Consider the following 22,570-nt stretch of genomic DNA (forward strand, 5'->3'; position numbering starts at 1 on the left):
ACGCTTACCAGCGAACTAACGGGGAGGGTTAACGCTGCGTTTCCACTCGTTCGCGGTGCAGATTGGGGAAATCCGCGATCAGCAATTCGGCAATACGCTCGCCGACAACCTCAGGCGGCTTCACCGAATCGGGATCTTCGCCTGGATAAGCGCGAGCGCGCATGTCGGTCCGAGTCGCACCCGGATCAATGATGGCGAGGCGCGTCTCGGAGATGCGCTCGACCTCTTTCGCGTGGCTTTCCAGCAGGTTGTCGAAAGCGGCCTTCGTCGCGCCATATGCACCCCAGAAGGGGCGCGGCTCTGCGCCAACCGAACTGGTAAGCCCGATCACGCGGCCCGCCTCGGCGCGCTTCAGGAGCGGATCGAACGCGGCGAGCAGCGCCTGCGTGGCAAGCACGTTCAGCGTCAGCGCCTGATTGAACTGCTTGGCGTCGATCTGCGTTACGGGCGTGAGCGTAGGAAGCTGCGCTGCGGCAATCACGAGAATATCGAGCTTCTCGTAACGCTCGGCAATGGCCTGCGCCAGGCGACCGATGCTTTCGCCGTCGGTCAGGTCAAGCGGGGCGATGGTGGACGTGCCTCCGGCATCGTGGATCGCGTCTTCCACGCCCTCAAGGTCTTTCACCTTGCGGGCCACCAGCACGACATGGGCGCCCTTGGCCGCCAGCGCCTTGGCCGTGGCCGCGCCGATCCCGCGGCTGGCACCGGTCACAAGCGCAATCTTGCCCGCGAGGGGTTGGTCTGCGGCGGTGTCAGTCATGTCAGGCGACCTTGTTGACGGGTAGGGATAGCTGCGCCTCCTTCTCCTTGCGGCCTGCAAGGTCGGTCAGCGGAGTGGGGTATTCACCGGTGAAGCACGCGTCGCAATACTGCGGGCAGGCCTTGTCGCGGCCTTCCAGGCCCACGGCGCGGTAAAGCCCGTCGATCGAGACGAAGGCGAGGCTGTCGGCCTGGATGAACTCGCGCATCGCTTCCAGGTCCATGCGCCCCGCCAGCAGCTTTGAGCGTTCGGGCGTATCCACGCCGTAGTAGCAGCCGTGACCGGTGGGCGGGCTGGCGACGCGGAAATGCACTTCCTTCGCACCTGCATCGCGCATCATCTGCACGATCTTGAGGCTGGTGGTGCCGCGCACGATGGAATCGTCGATGAGGACGATGCGCTTGCCTTCCACGATCTTGCGGTTGGCGTTGTGCTTGCGCTTCACACCCGCGTGGCGCGCGCCGTCGCTGGGCTGGATGAAGGTGCGCCCGACATAGTGCGAGCGGATGATGCCCAGCTCGAACGGAATGCCGCTTTCCTGCGCATAGCCGATGGCGGCGGGTGTGCCGCTGTCGGGCACCGGCACGACCAGGTCGGCATCGCATGGCATTTCGCGCGCCAGTTCCATGCCGATGTTCTTGCGGCTCTCGTAAACGCTGCGCTTGTTGAAGATCGAATCAGGACGGCTGAAATAGACGTGTTCGAAAATGCACGGTCGCGCCGGCGTATTGCCGAAGGGGCGGTGCGAGCGGATGGAGCCGTCGAAATCCACCTCGATGAATTCGCCGGGCTCCACCTGCCGGGTAAATTCCGCGCCGACCACGTCGAGCGCCACGGTTTCGCTGGCGAACACCACTGCATCGCCCAGCTTGCCCATCACCAGCGGGCGAATGCCCATCGGATCGCGGCAAGCGGCCATGCCGCGGGGTGTCATCACCACCAGCGCATAGGCGCCTTCGACCAGGCGCAGCGCGTCGGTCAGCTTGTCGAGCATGGTGGGATAGCGGCTGGTCGCGACGAGGTGGATGATCACCTCCGTATCGCTCGTCGACTGGAAGATCGCGCCCTTGCTGACCAGTTCCTGCTTCAGCTGCATCGCGTTGGAGATGTTGCCGTTGTGCGCGACGGCAAAGCCGCCGCTGGCAAGATCGGCATAAAGCGGCTGCACGTTGCGCATGCCGGAGCCGCCGGTGGTGGAATAGCGAACATGGCCGCCCGCCATCTGGCCGGGCAGTTCGGCAATCGATTCGGCGCTGGAGAAGTTGTCCGCCACGTGGCCTAGGCCACGACGGGTGAAGAACTCCGTCCCGTCGAAACTGGTGATGCCCACGGCTTCCTGCCCCCGGTGTTGCAGGGCGTGCAGACCCAGCGCACAGGCCGCAGCCGCGTCGGGCGCGCCAATGATGCCGAACACGCCGCACTCTTCGTGCAACTTGTCGTCACCGTCTCCGTCCAAAAAGGGATGGGTGAAATTCATCGATTTCCGTTTGTAACCAGCAGCGCTGCCCCAATGGCGATGTTGCGGTTCGATTACAAGGGGCGGCGAGGGACGATGCCCAGACTCCGCATGAGAAATTTTTGCAAAATGGTCGGGGAGAGAGGATTCGAACCTCCGGCCCCTGCCTCCCGAAGACAGTGCCCCTGAAGTTGGGACCAATGCTCGCGGGACTTGAAACCCTTGGAAAACCGCCGCTTTGCAGCTCCGACAAGACCATACGACCATCCCGTGACCTACGCAATCACAATGTCGGTGTGATCGAAGTGTGATCGGAACGGCCTGTCATTTGCAACAAGAGCGTGACTGGGAACCTTCGGACCAGCCAATGCGCGATGCTGCAAAAACGTTATGAGTATACCCTTCGCTATTCCCCCAGTCCCTCCAAGGTTGGCCGAGAGAGGGACAAGGAGGATATACCTGTATATCTCCCTTCAAGTGACTACAGGCTTCACGCCAACAGAAGCCTTGAAGGCATCCTTCAGCAGAGAGGATGCAAGTTCTACATCGCCTTCCGGCACTATAAGGCTATCGTGAACCGGAAGGGAGGCGATACCATGGCTGAAGGCCAATTCCTCCATTGTTGCGAGCACGATCTCACTTTCAATGAATTGCAGTTGACCCCAACTCACAGTCAGAGCCTCCGCTTTCGGTCCTAGTATTGGCAACTTTGCGAGGATAGCGTCTCCGGTGGGGATGAGCGGAAAGTCTTTGGTCAGGTCCCAGCCGTGCTTTTCCATCATCTCCCGTTTCGCGAGTGGAGGCCAACGCTTGTGGCGCTTGTCGTGGCTCATGGTCATCGTGACCCATTGCTTTACAACTTCACGAGGCAAGCCCTCAACCTGATACGGGTCTCCTTCCAGCGCAGTGATAGGGACGTGACCGAGGCCAACCAATAGAGTGAGGTGGCTGGCACGAAGGTCGATTTCCTTTGTGGCTTTCCCATTAATGAGGATGGACGCCCGGTCCTTCCGCTTGGCCGTCTGGAAGTTGTCATGTCCGAGGGCATAGAGACGGCCCCCCAAATCCCAGTCGAATCCCGGCTGGTCTCCATTTGAGAATATCCTGCGCAAGAATATTGGGCCGAAGGGTTCGACTGTCTGCGCGGCCAGAAAGGCGTTCAAGCGGTCCATGCGCTCAATGATCGCAACGGCCTTGGGGTCTTTGCGGTCGAAGGGCATATTCCGAACAGTCTTCCAAGAGCGTTGCCCAGCACGATTGGCGTAACGCAGTTCGACTGACGCTTGACGAGGGGAAGCTGCAACCAGTTCCCTCCGGAAGTGTTCGCTCCAATTGTCGCGCGACACGCCTTCAGCAGCGAACCAGTCACGCAGCCAGTCGGTTGCACGGAACCGAGCGGCGCGGTCCCAAGTCCTCTCGCGGCTTCCTCCTGTAAGGTCGTTCTGTGTGTATTGACGGGTGCCGCCCACGAAGTCGATCATTAGTCCCATCATTGGGCGTAAGACGGCCATGAAAGGGCGATAGCCGATTGCCTCGCCGGAAAAGCGGTTCGCGCTCAACGAGCGGTAAAGCCAGCCGCCATTGTCCTGTGGGTCCCTCTCCAGCAGGTCCGCTATCAGGGCGTTGAATGCCGTTTGCTGTTTCGCCATGGGCCTGCGTTGGGCTTGATGAAGGAGCTTGCGCAGTAGCAGGCTACACAACTCAACTGCCTTCGCTGATTGCGGTCGTGCTGTGAGCGCGGCGTATTGTGCGGCCCTCATTTCGGTGGCGGTATAAATTGGTGCAGTCATTTCCGGTCTTACGCGTTTCCGTAGCGAGGCGAACGCAATCAGGAATTAGAGCGGACAGACCATTTCCTTCGCGCTCCGCTAGGCGAGCTAGAAGGACGCGGTGCAGCCGCAAGTGTAGGAATTGGGTCCCTTTTTCATGGGTCCCCTTTTCGGAAATATTGGGTTCCCCCTGACAGCTTGGCAAGGGTCATTCAAAATTTCCGCTAAAGGTCAGAGGTCGTTGTTGTTGTCCGTTCTTCGTCGCTTGTCTTGCTCCCGAGCGGCTCCAAGGCTTCACGGAGAGGGCCGTCAAGCAAGAGGTATGTCACAACGGTATCAGTCCGAACATTTAGGCGTTCCCCAGCTCCAAGCGCCACTGCAACTTCGAGGGGCGTCATAGACTCGGAACCGGAGCTAATTAATTGCTGGGAAATTCTCTCACAAAGGCCGGGGGTGAAGGCTAATCTTTGTAGCAGAGTTCGGTCGCCATCGTTGTCCGGCTGGGTCAAAAGGACTTCGTTTCGCTTATTCAAGGTGCGCTCTCATTTCACTTCCCCTCAATCTTCTCCAGAAACTGGTCACGTGGCTGTCTGCCTTCGACCGTTTTCTCAACCATCAGGAACAGACACTTTCCATTGCTGGTCTGCTCCCAACGCTGGCCGATTGCTGCCTTGGCTTTAGTCTCGTCGCTGCTGACGAGGTGCGCCCCCTTGTATTCCGCAACCAACAAGCGCCCGTCAGTTAGCTCTGCTACGAAATCGGGATAGAAATTGTCCTTCGCCAGCCCCAGCCGAAAAGCGTCTGGATGCTGTGATACGTTGCGGACCCAATGCTTCAGATGCTCGGGCGGTAAGCTGTCCAGCGCCCTTGCGCAAAGTTCCTCATCGCCACCCGGCTTGCCATCAAAGGCTGGCACGTTGTCCGGTCCCGTGAAGTGCTTGCTAAAGCGATAATCGCCTTGATACTTTCGGGCAGAAGCGAAGATACCGTCCTTGAACACGAAGCCGTGATCGAAGCTGATTTCCGGCTGGGCTTCTGGCCCAAACAGGCAAGCCTGATAAACGTTCTCGCGAACCTTCGTGCGGATGGCAGCAATGCGGTCTTGTAGCTTACGGGCGAGGATATACTTGCATTGCATCAAGCCGGTCAGAGGAAGGCCGCGAGCGCCTGTTAGGTGCGAAACAGTTCGCGTGAGCCATTCGATAAGTTGCGCAGGGCTAAGGTCCGGCTGGCGCACCTGTTTGGCAAGAAACAGGACCAACCCCTGCTCGGTCCAACCTTCGACTTCGACATCAAAGGAAAGTTGCCTGCTGGCATCACGGCTGACTACAGACAGGCTACGCCCATCCAAGTCGATCTCAAAGGTGTTGGCCGTTTGCCGAAGGTCGAATTCATCGGCGTCTAGCTTTGCCGAATGGTCTAGTAGCGACCAATCGTTGTGCTCCATCAGCAGGTCGGTTTCTGCCAGCTCCAGCTCGCCCTGAATTCTCGTCATGAGGGCAGGGACCACGAACTGCGCTCCCTTCTCGGCAGGCGAAACGCGCTCGGCATTCTCGGTCTCGTAGGTGGCAATTGACTTGCGCACCGCGTCCACGTTGGCGGCTGGCAGAGCGGCCTCAAGTTCCTGTCGCTGCTGTGGCGTGAGGAAGCCAGTTACTTTAATCGACGTGCCTCCGTCAGACGCGACAACTTCAATCTTGTCGGGCGCAACCTTGCGGATGGCGCTGGCCGTGTCATCGTCCAGTTCGACGCTGACATTTACCGAAGGCTTGGGGCGGGTCTGCTGTCCCCATAGGCCGGTATCCAGCGTTTGCTGCTGCGGCTGGATATTCTCCACGGCCTCGTCATCGCGGAACCCCATGTTCACCAGCCGGTCCTTCAGCGCCATCGCCGCAGCGGAAAAGGTTGGCGAAGCAAGGTGCGCATAGGCGTTGTTCAACTGCGGAGCCTTGCGGCGCTCGGCGTAGGGCATACGCAGAACGCGGCCCAAGAGCTGCTCGGCATCGGTTGCGCTGGCGATGTTGGCGAGCGAGCAAAAGACATAGGCGAAAGAGCAATCCCAGCCCTCTTTTAGAGCTTGGACCGTGATAACGAAGTCGACTGGACAGTCGGGCCGGAATAGGTCGATATTGTCCAGTTCCCGTTGATCACCTGTCGCCACGGCAATCCGATTTTCCACAATGCCTTGCTCAATCAGGTAGGCTTTCAGAGTGTCGACGTTGGCTTCCTGATCACGGTTTTGCGCTTGGAACAAGACAATCGGGCGAATGTAGTCTTTGTCCAGCTCGGCAATGTCTTCGAGTTCGGCCCGCTTGGCGATTGCTCCGTCTACCGCCTGTTGCCAGCTTGGATGCTCGGCCAGCATGACGGGCAACTTGATCATCTGCTCGTCCTTCAACTCCTGTGCAGAGACAGAATAGAGCAGGTTCGATTTTTTATGCGGGGTAGCGGAGAATTCGATGATGGCGCTGGGATTCACGCGGCGCTGCATTTCTTGCGACAAGTCGGTGACGGCCTTGTGCGCCTCGTCCACGATCATAAGCGGGCGATGCAGGTGTAGCAGGTTGGCAAATGAGAACTTTATGGTTCCAGCGTTGTATCCTTCTGAAATGGTTTCCAGTCCGGTCTGGTTCTTCGGCACTGCCGAGAAGTGCGGCTCCAGGTTCTCATTGTGGGCGTAGACCTTGCGACCTTCGGTGTCGGCAATGCGCAATGCCTGAATAGTGCTGACCACAATGCAGCAATTCGCGGCAAGGTCTTGCGGAGTGATCTGGGTAAAATCACCAATGTCAAACACTCGAACACGACCGCCGAAGGCTTCATCCAATGCGGCACGATAAGGGTGGCGAGGGTTCTTCAATGCCTCCACTGTCTGGGCGCGAATGACTTTGCCGGGAACAAGCCAAAGGGCTAAAGGAAACTCATCCTCAAGCCAGTTGTCTCGTGCAATCGTGACAGCATGTGCAGCAAGAATGGTTTTCCCTCCCCCAGTGGGGAGGCGCAAACACACGTAGGGCGTGTCTTGAAGTTCCTTCAAGGGAACGTAGGGTTCAATCAGGCCCTTCAGTCGTTCCGCAAGCTCTGGCTCCCTCGTTAGTTCCGTGTAGGCATCGATAGGGCCTGCAAGCCGAGCTTCAGAGAGATAGCGGGCGAGGGTAGCGAGTGTCGCCGTCTGATATTTCTTCAGTTCCATTACACCCTCGCTTTCACGTCATAAGGCGTTTGTTTGAAGGTGATTCGCTCGCGTTTCAGTGTGGCTTCCGACAGAACACAACGCTCTCCATAGACTAGCAGTTCTCCAGCAAAATCCTCGGGCAAGTCTTGTCGAATAACCTTCAAAGTGGCTCGCGTCAGGACATTGCCGCCGTCGACCGATCGGTCACGAAGAACTCCGTTGTAGAGCAATGCGAGAGCAGTATCAGCTTGGACACCTAGAACGGTGCCTCTCCGTTCTTCTCGGTTCCAAGGGTTCGCTCTTTCCGAGAACCAGACGTGTGCGGCAAGCGTCTCGAATTCGATATCCTCACGGATTTGGCCTTGGTCATCGAAAACGCTGGGGCCGAGCCTAAAGAAGCGAAAGCCACCACCGCCCTTCCAGCCTATTGTTTTGGAGATACCTCCCATTTCTCCTTCAATCACACGTTTAAGACGTGGTTGCGCATGAGTAACGGCGTTATCCCGCAGTTCGACACCGATGTATCTGCGGCCCATTTTGTGCGCCACAGCGGCGGTCGTTCCGGAGCCGAGAAAGCTATCAAGAACAAGGTCGCCCTCGTTGGTGGCAAGTTGCAATATTCGTTGGACTAACGCCTCGGGTTTCTTCCCATTTGGAAACCTGACACCACCCTCTTTTGTGAGGTTGTTCAGAGGGAACCCTTCCCAAAAGGAACCGACCTTCTCTCGTTTGACTGCCTTTCCGGCTTCCAATCTCGCAATATCGGACAACCAGATCACACGGCGAACGGACTTCGCAATGTAGTAGTGCGTGACTTCTTTACCCTTATCTTTTCCTGACCTCGGGACATAAGTTGCTTCAAGTATCTCACCGTTGGCAAGCGCCCTAAACTCGTCCTTAATACGTGTTCGTATGCTCGTTTGTGCGTTGGTATCCGAAAAGATCGAAGGCAAATATTCGTCGTATATCCGGCTAATTTCAGTTCCATCTTTGGATAGCTGATTGACGGTGGTGCGCTCAATTCCAACGCGGCGGACAACTCTAATTTTCTCCCCATCCCCTGTTAGGACAGTTCTTTCCTCGACTGGTTCACCCTTCGAGACCAAAACGCTTGTGTATTTCCAGCTCTTGCCTGCGCTCTCCATTGCCTCGATTTCATCCATCAATGGGACGCTTTCGTAGACATCATTGAACCGTTCAAAGCCGCCCAAGCCAAAGGCATTCTTTGCATAGACAAGAATGTGCTCAATATTCTTCCGAAGTTTTTTCTCCTCTCCACCGCCGCTTGCACCAGCGATGAGCTTCATCCTTGCCGAAACATCATTGAGAAAGTTTCCACGCCCGAAAACCTCGTCGCACAGAACTTTGAGGTAGTGCGCTTCATTGTCGTCGATCGAAATGAAAATGCTTCCATCCTCTGCCAACAACTCCCGCAGCAGGACAAGGCGCGGGTAAATCATCGCCAGCCATTTCGAGTGCTCTAGGTTGTCGTCATAGTGCTCGAAAGCGGACTTGGTGTTATAGGGTGGGTCGATGTAGATGCACTTCACTTGGCCCGCGTAGAAGGGAAGGAGCGCTTTCAGGGCCTCCAGATTGTCGCCCTGAATGAGCATATTACTGGTGTCAGTGTTCCCTGCACCTAACTCCGGCACTTGCTCCAACAACCTATAGGGAACCGCGTCAGCCTCTCTTACGTCCTCGCCGCGGGTCAACCAGTTGAGAACGGGCATTTAGTGCATCCTGTCGGCTAGCATCGATTGGGAGCCGAGGGGATAGCCAAAGAATCGGGGAGAGGAAAAGAGCCTCCCCCCGAAATCTTGCGTCGTCAGAAGGCGCTAGGGCGTTCGCAATGGCCAAAAGCGTAGGTGATACGGCCCGCCGACTGGGCCGAAGCAATCCGTGCATAAGTGAAGAAGCCGGTTTGCAGGTCGAGGACTATTTCCTCGCCATCGCGCAGGACACGAAGCTGGTCGCCCAAGCCGCGCACAAACTCTGCCTGCCAAGCTGCACCGCAGCTCTCGCGGCATTCGGTAAGCATGGCCGCTTGCGACCCAAGCTCGTCGGGAATGACCCCGACCAGCCGGTATTCGGCAGGCGGAAGGAAGTTTGCTTCGCAACCGCCGCCACTTTCGCACCAGCCGCCGCTTGCTTCGCGGCAGATGAACTCGGCGGATTGCTGGGCGTGCGTTGAGACTGGCACCAAAAGCAACGGAAGGACCCAGAACGGCGTTCTCATAGCTGAAAATCCCCTGTCTGACTGGCTTGTGGTGCTGGCGCGGATTTCCTTTCCTCCCAACGCAGTCCGGACAGTTTGCGAGCGAGATCGTCCGCCCGCAAGTGTGTATAACGAAAGAGCATTCTCGGGTCCTTATGACCCGAAATGACCGACAACTCGGGAACTGACAGCCCAAGCTCGCAGAAGCGCGACAACGCCTCGTGGCGCAGATCGTGGAACCGCAGGTCCGCAAGGCCCGACCGCTTCTGCACCCGCTTCCAAGCCTGCTTGAAGGCGTTAAGTGTGATGGGAAATAGCCTCTCATCCACCGGCTGGCCCCCTGTGTCGCGTTCGCAGGGGAGGGCAGCGATGATGGCGACGGCCTGCTCTGTCAGCGGGATTGTGCGCGGTTGGCCAGTCTTGGTTGTCGGGATGAAGGCAATGCGGCGAACCTGATCGATATTAACCCATGTCAGCTCCAGAACTTCTCGCCTCCGCAGGCCTGTCTGGATTGCGAGTTCAACAATGGGGCCAATGAAAGGATTGCGCCTGGACGCGATAGCATCGCGCAGGATTGCCGCCTCACCTTCTTCCAAGCGTCTGTCACGCGCATCGTTGGCGATAGGGAAGGACACCTGCCGCACAGGGTTTGTCGAGAAAGGATAGCCCCATTCCTTCGTCGCCTTGTCGATCATGTTGGCAAACAGATACAGTTCGCGCCGCACAGTGCCCGGTTTCACCAGCTTCAGTCTGCGGTCCCGATAGGCAGCGAAATCGCCCGCAGATAGGTCGATCAGGACATTGGCTGCAATCGGGTCCTTCGCCATCCGGCAGAGCCTTAGGCGCTCCGTTTCAGAGCTGCGCTTATGTGGCGTGACGGTCTGGCGATATTGTTCGATGAGGTCCGCCAACCTTTTCGTCTTCAGCGGCGCAACCGTGGCGGGAAGGGTCCCCTTGTCCATTTGCGCTTCCTGCTCGCGCCCCCATTTGAGCGCGGCAGATTTTGTGGGGAAAGTCGCATTGCGGGCAGCATAGCCCTTGCGGCGGACTTGGACGCACCAGCCGCCTTTTCGCTTGGTAATTGACGCCATTTTTTAGCTCCGTGTGATCAGAGTGTGATCGGAGCCGCGCAAGGGCGTTAGTTAGGCGACACTTCCTGCACGGAAGGTCCTGCTAACAATATGATTTTCCTAAGGAAACAAATGGTCGGGGAGAGAGGATTCGAACCTCCGGCCCCTGCCTCCCGAAGACAGTGCTCTACCAGGCTGAGCTACTCCCCGACCGGTGCGTTGCGGAGGAGAACCCCCGCGAGGCAGAGGCGGCCCTATAGGGACACAGTTTCGCGCTGGCAAGCCTGCCGTGAGCGAAGTTGGGAAAGGATCGCGAATATCGGCCCACATGCGCTTGGCGCGGGCGGAGTCGCGGTGGTAGCGGTGCCCTCATGACCAAGTCCGACACCCGCCATCCCGAATGGCAATATCTCGAGCTGATGCGCCATATCTGGGAGCACGGCGACAAGCGCATGGACCGCACAGGGGTGGGAACGCGCTCCGTCTTCGGCACGATGCTGCGGTTCGACTTGGCCGATGACCGGGTGCCGCTGCTCACCACCAAGCGCGTCTACTGGAAGGCCGCGGCGAAGGAGATGCTGTGGTTCCTTACCGGCAGCACCAACATCCGGCCGCTGCTGCAGGAAGGCGTGACGATCTGGAGCGACTGGCCGCTGAAGAAATACCGGCAGGCGAGCGGCGAGGATATCAGCCAGGGCGAGTTCGAGGCGCGTATCGTCGCGGACGAGGCTTTCGCGAAGAACTGGGGCGATCTTGGCCCGGTTTATGGCAAGCAATGGGTCGACTGGCCCACCTATGAATACGGGCCTGACGGAAAGTACCAGAAGGGACCGGGCATCAACCAGGTGGCCCAGGTGGTGCAGAGCCTGAAGACCAGTCCCGGCAGTCGCCGCCACATCATCGAGGGCTGGAACGTTGCCGAGCTTGACCGCATGGCTTTGCCGCCGTGCCACAAGACCTATCAGTTCCATGTTGCGGGGGAGGGAAACGAAGCGCGGCTCAACTGCATGTTGTACCAGCGCAGCTGCGACGTGGCGCTGGGGCTGCCGTTCAACCTCTTCGGTGCCGCGCTGCTGACGCGCATGATGGCGGCGCAGGCGGGTCTGCTGGCGGGAGAGCTGGTATGGAGCGGGGGCGATACGCACCTCTATCTCAACCACACCGATCTGGTGGAAGCCCAGCTCGACCGGGAACCGGCGGGCGCGCCGAAACTTGTTCTCAAAAGGGTGCCGCCGACAATTTTCGACTACCGTTTCGACGATTTCGAGGTGGTTGATTACGAACCGCAAGGAGTCCTGCGCGCGCCTGTGGCTGTCTGAGAATTCCTGTGCTAGGGCGGATTGACCGTTACACATGTAACTAATATAATTGCGCCGTACGGGAATAATCTGATGCGAACTGGGAGAGCAGGCGATGGCCGATAAGCGCGACGAGAAGGGCACCAACCGCCCGAAACTCGCCCTGCACGTGCCGGAGCCGAAATACCGCCCCGGCGACAAGGTAGATTACAGCCACCTCGACATCCCCGAGCCTGGCAAACAGCCGCGCCCCGACGAGGCTTGCGCGGCGAAGGAAACCTATCCGCTCTGCGACGACCTGATCCGCGTGCTGGGCGACGACAACAAGGCGCACGGCCCTTGGGACCCGCGCCTTGATGCCGATACGCTGCGCCAGATGCTGCGCGAAATGGCGCTGGTGCGCGCGTTCGATAACCGCATGTACCGAGCGCAGCGGCAGGGCAAGACCAGCTTCTACATGAAGTGCACGGGCGAGGAGGCGACCAGTGTGTGCGCCACCCACGCGCTTGCCAGCGATGACATGATCTTCCCCAGCTACCGCCAGCAGGGGTGCCTGATCGCGCGCGGCTATGAACTGACCGAGATGATCAACCAGATCTACTCGAACAAGGCGGACAAACTGAAGGGCCGCCAGCTGCCGATCATGTATTGCTCGAAGCGGCTGAATTTCTTCTCGATCTCCGGCAACCTTGCCACGCAGCTGCCGCAGGCGACGGGGTTCGCGATGGCCAGCGCCAGCAAGGGCGATTCGCGCATCGCGGCGACATGGGTGGGCGAAGGTAGTACGGCGGAAGGCGACTTCCACTCCGCGCTGACGTTTGCCACGGTCTACAACGCGCCGGTCATCTTCAACGTCATCAACAACCAGTGGGCGATTTCGTCGTTCTCGGGCTTCGCCGGATCGGAGCGTGCCACCTTCGCTGCGCGCGCCATCGGCTACGGCATGGCGGGTCTGCGCGTGGACGGCAACGATCCGCTCGCCGTGTTCGCCGCCGAACGCTGGGCGGCCGATCGCGCGCGCGCAAACGGCGGGCCGACGCTGATCGAACACTTCACCTACCGCGCCGAAGGGCATTCCACTTCCGACGATCCCAGCGCCTACCGCAGCGCGGAGGAGCGCGACGAGTGGCCGCTGGGCGATCCGGTCATGCGGCTGGCGCGCCACCTGATCGAGCTGGGCGAGTGGAGCGACGAGCAGCAGGAAGAAATGGACGCCGAACTGGATACAAAGGTTCGCACGGCGATGAAGGAGGCCGAGAAGAACGGCATCCTCGGCCACGGCCTGCACCACCCGTTCCACACGATGTTCGAGGACGTTTTCGAGGAACTGCCCTGGCACCTGGAAGAACAGGCGGAGCAGGCGATCCGCGAGAGGAAGATCAAGTTTCCGGGGGACCCGGCGGAATGAACGACATGACCACCGAGAAGGCTGCCGTCGCCACCGAAGATGCCGGCGAAGTGCGCGAAATGAACATGATCGAGGCGATCAATTCCGCACTCGACATCATGCTGGAGCGTGACGACAACGTCACCCTGCTGGGCGAGGACATCGGCTATTTTGGCGGCGTGTTCCGCTGCACTGCGGGCTTGCAGGAGAAATACGGCAAGACCCGCGTGTTCGATACGCCGATTTCCGAATGCGGCATCATCGGCGTTGCCGTGGGGATGGGGGCCTATGGCCTGCGCCCCGTGCCGGAGATCCAGTTTGCGGACTATATCTACCCCGGCCTCGACCAGCTCATCAGCGAAGCCGCGCGCCTGCGTTATCGCTCCGCTGCCGAGTTCATCGCGCCGATGACGGTGCGCAGCCCGTTCGGCGGCGGCATCTTCGGCGGGCAGACGCACTCGCAGAGCCCGGAAAGCATCTTCACCCACGTCAGCGGGTTGAAGACGGTGATCCCGTCCACGCCCTACGACGCGAAGGGCCTGCTCATCAGCTGTATCGAGGACAACGACCCCGTCATCTTCTTCGAGCCCAAGCGCATCTACAACGGCCCCTTCGACGGGTTCTACGACAAGCCCGCCAAGAGCTGGAAAGGCTTCGACGCGGCGCAGGTACCAACGGACTATTACAAGATCCCGCTCGGCAAGGCGCGCACCGTGTGCGAGGGCGAGGCGCTGACGATCCTCGCCTACGGCACCATGGTGCACGTGGTCGAAAGCGTCGCGCGCGAGAAAGGCGTCGATGCCGAGATTCTCGACCTGCGCACCCTCGTGCCGCTGGATATCGAGGCAATCGAGGCATCAGTCGAGAAGACCGGCCGGTGTCTGATCGTGCACGAGGCGACCCGCACCAGCGGCTTTGGCGCTGAACTGTCCGCGATGGTGCAGGAACGCTGCTTCTACCACCTCGAAGCCCCGATCGAGCGCGTGACCGGCTTCGACACACCCTATCCCCACAGCCTCGAATGGGCCTATTTCCCCGGCCCTGTCCGCATCGGCGAGGCTATCGACAAATTGCTGGAGGCCTGAGGCCATGGCCAAGTTTACCTTCAACCTGCCCGACATCGGCGAAGGCATTGCCGAGGCCGAGATCGTCGCCTGGCACGTCAAGGTTGGTGATACGATCGAGGAAGACGGCCAGCTGGCCGACATGATGACCGACAAGGCGACGGTCGAGATGGAAAGCCCCGTTGCGGGCAAGGTTCTCGAAGTCGCGGGCGAAGTCGGCGACACGGTGGCCATCGGCGGAATGCTGGTGGTGATAGAGGTCGAGGGCGAAGTGCCCGAAGACGTGCTGGAAGAGAACGAAGCGGCGGCCGAAGCTGCGGAGGATACCGCGCCTGCCCCGAAGGCGGACGAAGTGGAGGAGCGGATCGAGGTGGAAAACCCCGATCCATCCGACCAGGAAGACGCCGCCGAAGCTGCCAGGGAGGAAAAGCCCCTCCCGACGCCGACGCCCGCGCCTGAACCCGAATCAACGGAGGCGAAAGTGCTCGCCAGCCCGGTGGTGCGCAAGCGCGCCAAGGACCTCGGCATCGACCTGTCGCAGGTGAAGCCGCGCGAGGATGGCCGCATCCGCCACGCCGATCTCGACGCCTACATCTCCTACACTGGCGGTTTCTCCGGTGCCGCGCCTGCCCGTTCGGACGAGCAGATCAGGGTGATAGGCCTGCGCAAGCGGATTGCCGAAAACATGGCTGCGGCCAAGCGCAGCATCCCGCACTTCACTTATGTGGAAGAGTGCGATGTTACCGAACTGGAGCGTACGCGTGCCCAGTTGAACGAGAATCGCGGAGATCGGCCCAAGCTCACCATGCTGCCGCTGCTGATCACGGCGATCTGCAAGACGCTGCCCGATTTCCCCATGATCAATGCGCGTTACGATGACGAGGCGAAGGTCGTCACCCGTCACGGCGCGGTGCACCTGGGCATGGCCACGATGACCGACAATGGCCTGATGGTGCCCGTGATTCGCGACGCGCAGGGCAAGAACCTGTACCAGCTGGCGAACGAGATCGTGCGACTGGCGGAAGCTGCGCGCGATGGCAGCGCGAAGTCGGACGAATTGTCCGGCTCCACGCTCACGGTCACATCGCTGGGGCCACTCGGCGGCGTCGCCACGACGCCCGTCATCAACCGCCCGGAAGTCGCCATCATCGGCCCCAATCGCATTGTCGAGCGGCCCATGTTTGTGACCGGTCCGGACGGGCAGGAGCGGATCGAGAAACGCAAGCTGATGAACATTTCCATCAGCTGCGATCACCGCGTTGTCGACGGCTATGATGCGGCCGCTTTCGTGCAGGAATTGAAGAAACTGATCGAGGCACCGGCACGGATTCTGGCGGGGTAATCGAAGCTTTTCAAATATGTTTCAAAAAGCCGCTTCTGGTGTGTTGACAGGGCCCGGACCCTCCACTAGATGCGCGGCTCCCAAGAGGCGCTAGCCGCTTAAATGCGCGGGTGTAGCTCAGTTGGTTAGAGTATCGGCCTGTCACGCCGAGGGTCGCGGGTTCAAGTCCCGTCACTCGCGCCACTTGGGACCTTTTCCCTTCTATGCCTTGGCCTGATGGCTGTCGCAGTGAAATGCACTGCGACCGGCAACCTTGCTTTTGACAATGCTTCCCTCGCAGCGCGCGCAGTCCGCCCCGTCCTTGCGATCCGCAATCAGCCACGTTCGCGGAAGCTGCGAATAGTCGGCTCCGGTTTCGCACACGCCGGTCAGCACGTCGCGCATCGTGGCAAACATGTCCGATAGCTGGCCGTCTGTCAGGTCGCTGGCCGTTGTTTCGGGGTGCACTCCTGTCTGGAACAGGATCTCGTCGGACCACAGGTTGCCGATACCCGCCAGCTTCTTCTGCGCCATCAGCGCGCCCTTGATCGTGCCGTTCGTGCCGCCGATGACTTGCGCAAACTGATCTTCGGAAATTTCCAGTGCGTCCGGCCCGAAACCGATGCGTTCGATCTCCTCGTCCGGCGAATCGATCACGCGCACCCAGCCAAGCTTTCGCGGGCAACGGAAGGCCAGTCGCCGGTCACCTTCGAAGCGGATCAGGAACTTCGTGTGATCGGGCGGGTCGTCCGGCGTATCAAACGGCAACAGCTTGCCTGTCATGCCAAGGTGCACGCAGACCCATGGTCCGCTTTGCGATCCGGCGAAGATCAGTTTGCCGTGGCGGCGTGTCTCGGTGAATTGCCTGCCGACGAGGCGACCGCGCTCGTTGTCGCCGGGAAGCTCGATATAGGTGACGTTATCGCCGAGGACCGCGTCCTCGATAGTGCGGTTCAAACACTGGTCTTCGATGCGACGACGGTTGGCTTCGGCTTCGGGCAGTTCTGGCATGGACCTAGAACCGCCCGTGCATCACCGAGGTTCCGCTGGGGGCTGTGGGCCCTGGTCCTCTTCGGGCACGCCCCAGTGGCCGGTTTCCATCCAGATCAGGAAGTTCCGCAGCGGCTTCAGCCAGATGATGCCGAGGACCAGGTATACCAGCGTCTGCGCCCATGTCGGCCAGTCGCCGATGATATCCGGGGCATAGCGGGCGATGATGAAGCCGTAGAGGATCAGTCCGGCGATCAGGCCAAGGATGCCGACGGGTATCCGCCAGGTGGGTTCGGTGCGCATCAGAAGGGTCCGTAAATACGGGTGGGGGTGACGATGGCGGTCAGCGGCATGTCATGGTCCTCTATCGGCAGTTCGTCCACGCGCTGCACGTCCCACGCCATGCCGATGGCAAGAGTGTCCGGATGGTCGGCCAGCCAGCGGTCGTAGAAACCGCCGCCCTGGCCGATCCGTTCGCCGCGCTCCGTAAAGCCGACCAGCGGCATGAACAGCACTTCCGGCTCCACCACCGGCGCATCGGCGGCAGGCTGCATCAGCCCCATCCGGCCTTCGACAAGGTCTGTCTCGCCGTAAGGGTCGGTGTGGATATGGAACTGCATCGGGTCTTCGAGCCTGCCGATGCGGGGCAGGGCGATGTCGTGTCCGGCCTCCAAGAAGTGCCGGGCGTATCCGCCAGCGGGTGCCTCTCCGGTATCGGCACGGTAGAGGCCGATGGTCGCACCTTCAGGTACGATTTCGCGCAAGGGAGCGGGCGGGGCGCGGAACACCAGCGCGCTCACCTCCTTCGGAAGGCTGGCGGCGTGTTCGCGCCGGGCCTTGCGCAGAGCCTTGCGGATGGCGGCTTTCTGTTCGGATATATGGGTCACGGATGTCTAGCTAGTGCGACAGTCCACCGCCCTCAAGTAGCGAAGCGATAGGGCACATATTCTGTGGCGGAACCACCATGGGTCGTTTTCCGGGAAATCCTCTGACGCCTTCACGTCAGGTGGGCGCCGTATATCCAGGGCCGCCAGGACGAACCCGTGACCCCGGTAGGGACAGCTCCCTTGGATTGCTTATAGCCTCAGGGATATCTCAAGCGGCTCGTGCCGGGCAGTCCCGCCAGGACCTATCTAGGCGCTGGCTCTGCCACTCTCAAGACGCTGCGCGATGGCTTCAAGCCGATCGGCCATTTTTTCGAGCGTTTCGGCCTGTTCGCCGTCGTCAATTGGCGGTGCGGCGGCTTTCTGCGCCTCGTGCAGTTCGTCCGCCAGCAGCAGCGAGGCATAAAGCAGCACGCGTTCCGTTGACTGGCCGCGCAGGCTGTCGAGTTGGGCCAGCTTCTCGCTGATGGAGCGGCCAAGCCCCTCGATATGCCGTTCTTCGCCCGGTGCGCAGGCAGTAGTGAACCGCCGTCCGGCGATTTCGAGCGTCACGTTGCTGCTGCTCATGGCGCCAGGCTCTCGATCAGCGCATCAACGTCTTCCAGAACGCCTTCCGCCTCACGCCGCAGCCGGTCGTAGCGGGCCTGCAATTGGGGGTCGGAAACCGCGCGCTCGCCAGCCGCCGCCTCGATCCGTGCCGAGGCTGCCTCGATGCGGGCCAGCGCCCGAGCGATGCGATCGCCTTCCATGAAGCACGAACTACTCCGAAACCGCGCATCGGCAAAGGCTTGCAGCGGCAAGCTGTGAATAACTCTCGACGGGTGAATTGACGCTTGTGTCATAACAAGGGGCTCTTGCTTGACCTGCGCGCCTGCCACCACCACACAGCCCTCAAACGAATCGCTGCCGGATCAACGGCACAGCCCTTCCTGGAGGCTACAGAGCATGAGCGACGACACCGCCCGTTTCACCAACATGGCCAATGCCATACGTGCCCTTTCGATGGACGCGGTGCAGGCAGCCAATTCCGGCCACCCCGGCATGCCGATGGGCATGGCCGATGTCGCCACCGTGCTGTGGAACGATTACCTGAAGTTCGACCCGAAGGCGCCCGACTGGGCCGACCGCGACCGTTTCGTGCTCTCCGCCGGCCACGGCTCGATGCTGATATACTCGCTGCTGCACCTCTCGGGTTATGAGCAGCCCACGCTGGAAGATATCAGGAACTTCCGCCAGCTGGGCAGCCCGTGCGCAGGCCACCCTGAGAACTTCCTGCTGCCGGGCGTGGAAGCCACCACCGGCCCGCTGGGTCAGGGCCTGGCGATGGCCGTGGGCATGGCCATGGCAGAGCGGCACCTCAATTCGCAATTCGGTGACGAGCTGGTCGATCACCGCACCTGGGTTGTCGCGGGTGACGGGTGCCTGATGGAAGGCATCAACCACGAGGCCATCGGCATTGCCGGGCACCTGAAGCTGGGTCGCCTGATCGTGCTGTGGGACGACAACGACATCACCATCGACGGCAAGGTCTCCCTGTCCTCTTCCGAGGATATTCCCGCCCGTTACCGTGCCACCGGCTGGCACGTGGCGGAATGCGACGGGCACGACCCCGCCTCGATCCGCAAGGCGATCGACGAGGCCGTGGCCGAGACCGGCAAGCCTTCGCTGGTTCGCTGCACGACCATCATCGGCAAGGGCGCGCCCAACAAGCAGGGCACCAGCGCCACCCACGGCGCACCGCTGGGCGAGGACGAGATCGCCGCCGCGCGCAAGGAACTGGGCTGGGATCACGGCCCGTTCGAGGTGCCCGACGACATTCGCGCCAACTGGCTGGCTACCGGCACTCGCGGTGCCACGGCCCGTGCCGAATGGCAGGAGCGGCTCGACGCTAGCAAGCAGAAGGCCGAGTTCACGCGCCGCATGGCGGGCGACCTGCCGAGCGGCGACAAGGCGGCAAGAGCCTTTGCCAAGTGGTTGGAAAGCGCGGAGAAAGTCGCCACCCGCAAGGCCAGCGAGAACGCGCTGGAAATTCTCAACCCATTGGTGCCGGAAATGGTGGGCGGCAGCGCCGACCTCACCGGCTCGAACAACACCAAGGCAGGCGGTATCACTGCATTCACGGCGGACGACTATTCGGGTCGCTACGTCTATTACGGCATTCGCGAATTCGGCATGTCGGCGGCGATGAACGGCATGGCGCTGCACGGCGGGATCATCCCCTACGGCGGCACCTTCCTGATCTTCACCGACTATGCCCGCGGCGCAATCCGTCTCTCCGCCCTGCAGGAAGCGCGCGTCGTCTACGTGATGACGCACGATTCCATCGGCCTCGGCGAGGACGGCCCGACGCACCAGCCGATCGAGCACCTCCAATCCCTGCGCGCGATGCCCAATGTGCTGGTGATGCGTCCGGCAGACCGGGTGGAAACCGCCGAATGCTGGCAGATCGCAATTGCGCAGAAAGACCGTCCCTCGGTCATCGCGCTCAGCCGCCAGGGCCTGCCGCAGGTTCGCAATTCGCCCGATGAAGGCATGCTGTCGGAAAAGGGCGGCTATCGCCTGAAGCGTGCAGGCAACAAGCGCCGCGTCATCCTGATCGCGACCGGCTCGGAAGTTTCGCTGGCACTGGAATGCGCCGAGCAGCTGGAGAAGCAGGGCGTGGGCGCGGACGTCGTCTCGATGGTCTGCACCGAACTGTTCGACGAGCAGGACGCGGCCTACAAGGAGGATGTGCTTCCCAACGTCGGCCCCGAAGAAATCCTGCGCGTCAGCATCGAGGCGGGCACCACTTTCGGCTGGGAGCGCTATACCATGGCTAACGGCCTCAATTTCGGGATCGACCGTTTCGGCGCGTCGGCACCGGCGAGCGATCTGTTCAAGAAGTTCGGCCTCACCGCCGATCAGATCGTGCCGAAAATCATCAGCAAATTGAACGACTAAGCAGGAGTTTTTGACAATGGCGACCAAGGTTTCGATCAACGGTTTCGGACGCATCGGGCGGCTTGTCGCGCGCGCAATCCTGGAGCGTGACGACCACGATCTCGAACTCGTTGCGATCAACGACCTGGCGGATACGAACGCCAATGCCCTGCTGTTCGGTTTCGACAGCACCCACGGCCGCTTTCCCGGCAGTGTGAGCGTCGACGGCAACAACCTGGTGGTGAACGGCAAGACCATCGCCGTCACCAGCGAACGCGATCCGGGCAACCTGCCACACAAGGACATGGGCGTGGACATCGTGCTGGAATGCACGGGCTTCTTCCAGAGCCACGAGGCTGCCAAGCCGCACCTCGATGCAGGTGCCAAGCGCGTACTGATCTCCGCGCCTGCCAAGAACGTGTCGGCCACCATCGTCTACGGCGTGAACCACGAAGTGCTGACGGCGGACGACGTAATCGTCTCCAACGCCAGCTGCACCACCAACTGCCTCTCCCCGATGGCGAAGGTGCTGCACGAGACCGTGGGGATCGAGCGCGGTTTCATGACCACGATCCACTCCTACACCAACGATCAGCGCATGCTGGACCAGATGCACAGTGACATGCGCCGTGCTCGTGGCGGCGCGCAGAACATGATCCCCACCACTACGGGTGCTGCCCGCGCGGTGGGTCTGGTGCTGCCGGAACTCGCCGGCAAGCTCGACGGTTCTTCCGTCCGCGTGCCGACGCCGAACGTCAGCCTGGTGGACCTGGTGTTCACGCCGGGCCGCGACACCAGTGCCGAGGAACTGAACGCAGCGCTGAAGGCTGCCGCCGAAGGCAAGATGAAGGGCGTGCTCGACTACACCGACCAGCCGCTCGTCAGCAGCGACTTCAACCACTACCCGGCAAGCTCGACCATCGACAGCCTCGAGACTTCCGTGATGGAAGGCAAGCTGGCCCGCGTGGTGAGCTGGTATGACAACGAGTGGGGCTTCTCCAACCGCATGATCGACACCGCCGGTGTCATGGCGAAGTTCCTCTGAGGGGATTGGGCATGGGTGATTTCAAGACGCTCGACGATCTGCCGCAGGATCTCACCGGCCAGCGCGCCCTGGTGCGCGTGGACCTGAACCTGCCGATGAAGGATGGCCGCGCAACCGATCTCACCCGTGCCCGCGCCGTGGCACCCACGATCCTCGAACTGAGCGATCGCGGGGCCAAGGTGCTGCTGCTGGCGCACTATGGCCGCCCCAAGGGCGAACGCCATTCCACGCTTTCGCTGAGCGAGATCGTCGGCGAGTTGGAGCGGGTGATCGACAAGGAAGTGATGTTCATTCCCGAGGTCGAAGGCCCGGTGGTCGAGCAGTCGGTTGGCATCCTTTCGGCAGGCGACATCGGCCTCCTCGAAAATACCCGCTTCTGGCCGGGCGAGGAAGCGAACGATGCGGACTTTGCCAAGGCCATAGCTGCGAACGGCGACTTCTACGTGAACGATGCCTTTTCCGCCGCGCACCGCGCCCATGCGACCACCGAGGGGCTGGCGCACCTGCTGCCGTCCTACGCGGGCCGCGCGATGCAGAAGGAGCTCGAAGCGCTCGATGCAGCACTGGGCAACCCCACGCCGCCAGTCGCGGCCGTTGTGGGCGGTGCGAAAGTCTCCACCAAGCTGGCGGTGCTGGAAAACCTTTCCCGCCGCGTGCAGCACCTGATCATCGGCGGCGGCATGGCCAACACGTTCCTCGCCGCCAACGGTGTGGACGTGGGAAAGAGCCTGTGCGAGCACGACCTGACCGACACTGCCCGCGCCATCATGGATGCAGCGGACGAGGCAGGCTGCACGATCCACCTGCCGTACGACGTGGTGGTAGCGAAGGAATTTGCCGCCAATCCGTCGTCGCTGCGTACCTGCAACGTGCACGAAGTGGCCGCTGAAGAGATGATCCTCGATATCGGCCCACAGGCAACCGAAGCTCTGGGCGATGTCTTGAAAACTTGCGCCACGCTGGTGTGGAACGGTCCGCTCGGCGCGTTCGAGACGCCGCCGTTCGACGAGGCGACCGTGGCACTCGCCAAGACCGCGGCCGCGCTCACGCAGGACGGCTCGCTCGTCTCGGTCGCGGGCGGGGGCGATACCGTCGCCGCGCTGGCCCATGCCGGGGTGACGGACGACGTGACCTACGTCTCGACCGCGGGCGGCGCTTTCCTCGAATGGATGGAAGGCAAGGAACTGCCCGGCGTCGCCGCGCTGTCTGCCTGAGAT

At 61.0% G+C, this 22,570-nt stretch carries 19 protein-coding genes and 2 tRNA genes; 8 read left to right on the top strand and 13 right to left on the bottom strand.

Annotation, left to right across the window (positions count from 1 at the left end; translation table 11 throughout):
• Positions 1-28: 28 nt before the first annotated feature.
• From D4Q51_RS13845 to D4Q51_RS13885, 8 genes are all read right to left on the bottom strand, one after another.
• Positions 29-760, bottom strand: coding sequence for an SDR family NAD(P)-dependent oxidoreductase (locus tag D4Q51_RS13845; RefSeq protein ID WP_120078415.1), 732 nt, complete (start codon positions 758-760; stop codon positions 29-31).
• Between the two features lies 1 nt (position 761).
• Entirely contained in the window at positions 762-2,237 is a 1,476-nt protein-coding gene (purF, locus tag D4Q51_RS13850; RefSeq protein WP_120078416.1) for an amidophosphoribosyltransferase, read from the bottom strand.
• 452 nt (positions 2,238-2,689) lie between these two features.
• A complete protein-coding gene (locus D4Q51_RS13860; RefSeq protein WP_205689503.1) occupies positions 2,690-3,865 on the bottom strand; it encodes a hypothetical protein in 1,176 nt (391 codons plus the stop codon).
• Between the two features lie 667 nt (positions 3,866-4,532).
• A complete protein-coding gene (locus D4Q51_RS13865; protein ID WP_120078418.1) occupies positions 4,533-7,178 on the bottom strand; it encodes a DEAD/DEAH box helicase in 2,646 nt (881 codons plus the stop codon).
• On the bottom strand, positions 7,178-8,890 hold the full coding sequence (locus D4Q51_RS13870; protein ID WP_120078419.1) for a site-specific DNA-methyltransferase: 1,713 nt from the start codon (positions 8,888-8,890) through the stop codon (positions 7,178-7,180). The genes D4Q51_RS13865 and D4Q51_RS13870 overlap by 1 nt, the downstream gene beginning before the upstream one ends.
• A gap of 95 nt (positions 8,891-8,985) precedes the next feature.
• The gene (locus D4Q51_RS13875; protein WP_162925341.1) at positions 8,986-9,360 is read right to left on the bottom strand and encodes a hypothetical protein; all 375 of its coding nucleotides are present in this window, start codon (positions 9,358-9,360) and stop codon (positions 8,986-8,988) included.
• Positions 9,361-9,392: 32 nt separating this feature from the next.
• Positions 9,393-10,466 (bottom strand): site-specific integrase, encoded by a 1,074-nt coding sequence (locus tag D4Q51_RS13880; protein WP_120078421.1) that lies wholly within the window; start codon positions 10,464-10,466, stop codon positions 9,393-9,395.
• Between the two features lie 112 nt (positions 10,467-10,578).
• A tRNA-Pro gene (locus D4Q51_RS13885) sits at positions 10,579-10,655 on the bottom strand.
• A gap of 161 nt (positions 10,656-10,816) precedes the next feature.
• On the opposite strand from D4Q51_RS13885, the gene thyA reads away from it, so the two are divergent.
• The 5 genes from thyA (at position 10,817) to D4Q51_RS13910 (ending at position 15,719) form a co-directional block, all read left to right on the top strand.
• Complete coding sequence (thyA, locus tag D4Q51_RS13890; protein ID WP_120078422.1) at positions 10,817-11,764, top strand: thymidylate synthase; 948 nt, start codon at positions 10,817-10,819, stop codon at positions 11,762-11,764.
• A gap of 94 nt (positions 11,765-11,858) precedes the next feature.
• The gene (locus D4Q51_RS13895; protein ID WP_120078423.1) at positions 11,859-13,151 is read left to right on the top strand and encodes a 3-methyl-2-oxobutanoate dehydrogenase (2-methylpropanoyl-transferring) subunit alpha; all 1,293 of its coding nucleotides are present in this window, start codon (positions 11,859-11,861) and stop codon (positions 13,149-13,151) included.
• On the top strand, positions 13,148-14,215 hold the full coding sequence (locus D4Q51_RS13900) for an alpha-ketoacid dehydrogenase subunit beta (RefSeq protein WP_120078424.1): 1,068 nt from the start codon (positions 13,148-13,150) through the stop codon (positions 14,213-14,215). Before D4Q51_RS13895 ends, D4Q51_RS13900 begins: the two co-directional genes overlap by 4 nt.
• 4 nt (positions 14,216-14,219) lie before the next feature.
• A complete protein-coding gene (locus D4Q51_RS13905) occupies positions 14,220-15,536 on the top strand; it encodes a dihydrolipoamide acetyltransferase family protein (RefSeq protein WP_120078425.1) in 1,317 nt (438 codons plus the stop codon).
• Between the two features lie 106 nt (positions 15,537-15,642).
• Positions 15,643-15,719 (top strand) — tRNA-Asp (locus D4Q51_RS13910).
• Between the two features lie 18 nt (positions 15,720-15,737).
• On the opposite strand, the gene D4Q51_RS13915 is transcribed toward D4Q51_RS13910, so the two are convergent.
• The 5 genes from D4Q51_RS13915 to D4Q51_RS13935 form a co-directional block, all read right to left on the bottom strand.
• Entirely contained in the window at positions 15,738-16,526 is a 789-nt protein-coding gene (locus D4Q51_RS13915; protein ID WP_120078426.1) for a DNA-formamidopyrimidine glycosylase family protein, read from the bottom strand.
• Positions 16,527-16,547: 21 nt separating this feature from the next.
• Positions 16,548-16,808, bottom strand: a complete 261-nt coding sequence (locus D4Q51_RS13920) for a DUF2842 domain-containing protein (RefSeq protein ID WP_120078427.1) — start codon at positions 16,806-16,808, stop codon at positions 16,548-16,550.
• Positions 16,808-17,392: a 5-formyltetrahydrofolate cyclo-ligase gene (locus tag D4Q51_RS13925; protein WP_120078428.1), complete on the bottom strand. Its 585-nt coding sequence runs from the start codon at positions 17,390-17,392 to the stop codon at positions 16,808-16,810. Before D4Q51_RS13925 ends, D4Q51_RS13920 begins: the two co-directional genes overlap by 1 nt.
• A 246-nt stretch (positions 17,393-17,638) precedes the next feature.
• Positions 17,639-17,956 carry a cell division protein ZapA gene (locus tag D4Q51_RS13930; RefSeq protein WP_120078429.1) on the bottom strand — a complete coding sequence of 106 codons (318 nt, stop codon included), beginning with the start codon at positions 17,954-17,956 and terminating at the stop codon, positions 17,639-17,641.
• Positions 17,953-18,138: a hypothetical protein gene (locus D4Q51_RS13935; RefSeq protein WP_120078430.1), complete on the bottom strand. Its 186-nt coding sequence runs from the start codon at positions 18,136-18,138 to the stop codon at positions 17,953-17,955. The genes D4Q51_RS13930 and D4Q51_RS13935 overlap by 4 nt, the downstream gene beginning before the upstream one ends.
• Positions 18,139-18,334: 196 nt before the next feature.
• On the opposite strand from D4Q51_RS13935, the gene tkt reads away from it, so the two are divergent.
• Genes tkt through D4Q51_RS13950 form a run of 3 tightly spaced genes read left to right on the top strand, consistent with a single transcriptional unit; the run spans position 18,335 to position 22,567 of the window.
• Entirely contained in the window at positions 18,335-20,329 is a 1,995-nt protein-coding gene (gene tkt, locus D4Q51_RS13940; RefSeq protein WP_120078431.1) for a transketolase, read from the top strand.
• Between the two features lie 16 nt (positions 20,330-20,345).
• Positions 20,346-21,353 (top strand): type I glyceraldehyde-3-phosphate dehydrogenase, encoded by a 1,008-nt coding sequence (gap, locus tag D4Q51_RS13945; RefSeq protein WP_120078432.1) that lies wholly within the window; start codon positions 20,346-20,348, stop codon positions 21,351-21,353.
• 11 nt (positions 21,354-21,364) lie between these two features.
• A complete protein-coding gene (locus D4Q51_RS13950; RefSeq protein WP_120078433.1) occupies positions 21,365-22,567 on the top strand; it encodes a phosphoglycerate kinase in 1,203 nt (400 codons plus the stop codon).
• The last annotated feature ends 3 nt before the right edge of the window (positions 22,568-22,570 follow it).

The organism is Aurantiacibacter odishensis (assembly GCF_003605195.1).
GTDB lineage: Bacteria > Pseudomonadota > Alphaproteobacteria > Sphingomonadales > Sphingomonadaceae > Alteraurantiacibacter > Alteraurantiacibacter odishensis.

What these genes read in the sequence shown, in the direction of transcription:
- D4Q51_RS13920 (WP_120078427.1), bottom strand. Translation starts at nt 16,808, where the DNA reads ATGCGCACCGAACCCACCTGGCGGATACCCGTCGGCATCCTTGGCCTG.
- D4Q51_RS13865 (WP_120078418.1), bottom strand. Translation starts at nt 7,178, where the DNA reads ATGGAACTGAAGAAATATCAGACGGCGACACTCGCTACCCTCGCCCGC.
- D4Q51_RS13905 (WP_120078425.1), top strand. Translation starts at nt 14,220, where the DNA reads ATGGCCAAGTTTACCTTCAACCTGCCCGACATCGGCGAAGGCATTGCC.
- tkt (WP_120078431.1), top strand. Translation starts at nt 18,335, where the DNA reads ATGAGCGACGACACCGCCCGTTTCACCAACATGGCCAATGCCATACGT.
- thyA (WP_120078422.1), top strand. Translation starts at nt 10,817, where the DNA reads ATGACCAAGTCCGACACCCGCCATCCCGAATGGCAATATCTCGAGCTG.
- gap (WP_120078432.1), top strand. Translation starts at nt 20,346, where the DNA reads ATGGCGACCAAGGTTTCGATCAACGGTTTCGGACGCATCGGGCGGCTT.
- purF (WP_120078416.1), bottom strand. Translation starts at nt 2,237, where the DNA reads ATGAATTTCACCCATCCCTTTTTGGACGGAGACGGTGACGACAAGTTG.
- D4Q51_RS13870 (WP_120078419.1), bottom strand. Translation starts at nt 8,890, where the DNA reads ATGCCCGTTCTCAACTGGTTGACCCGCGGCGAGGACGTAAGAGAGGCT.
- D4Q51_RS13845 (WP_120078415.1), bottom strand. Translation starts at nt 760, where the DNA reads ATGACTGACACCGCCGCAGACCAACCCCTCGCGGGCAAGATTGCGCTT.
- D4Q51_RS13880 (WP_120078421.1), bottom strand. Translation starts at nt 10,466, where the DNA reads ATGGCGTCAATTACCAAGCGAAAAGGCGGCTGGTGCGTCCAAGTCCGC.
- D4Q51_RS13900 (WP_120078424.1), top strand. Translation starts at nt 13,148, where the DNA reads ATGAACGACATGACCACCGAGAAGGCTGCCGTCGCCACCGAAGATGCC.
- D4Q51_RS13895 (WP_120078423.1), top strand. Translation starts at nt 11,859, where the DNA reads ATGGCCGATAAGCGCGACGAGAAGGGCACCAACCGCCCGAAACTCGCC.
- D4Q51_RS13950 (WP_120078433.1), top strand. Translation starts at nt 21,365, where the DNA reads ATGGGTGATTTCAAGACGCTCGACGATCTGCCGCAGGATCTCACCGGC.
- D4Q51_RS13935 (WP_120078430.1), bottom strand. Translation starts at nt 18,138, where the DNA reads ATGGAAGGCGATCGCATCGCTCGGGCGCTGGCCCGCATCGAGGCAGCC.
- D4Q51_RS13930 (WP_120078429.1), bottom strand. Translation starts at nt 17,956, where the DNA reads ATGAGCAGCAGCAACGTGACGCTCGAAATCGCCGGACGGCGGTTCACT.
- D4Q51_RS13915 (WP_120078426.1), bottom strand. Translation starts at nt 16,526, where the DNA reads ATGCCAGAACTGCCCGAAGCCGAAGCCAACCGTCGTCGCATCGAAGAC.
- D4Q51_RS13860 (WP_205689503.1), bottom strand. Translation starts at nt 3,865, where the DNA reads ATGGCGAAACAGCAAACGGCATTCAACGCCCTGATAGCGGACCTGCTG.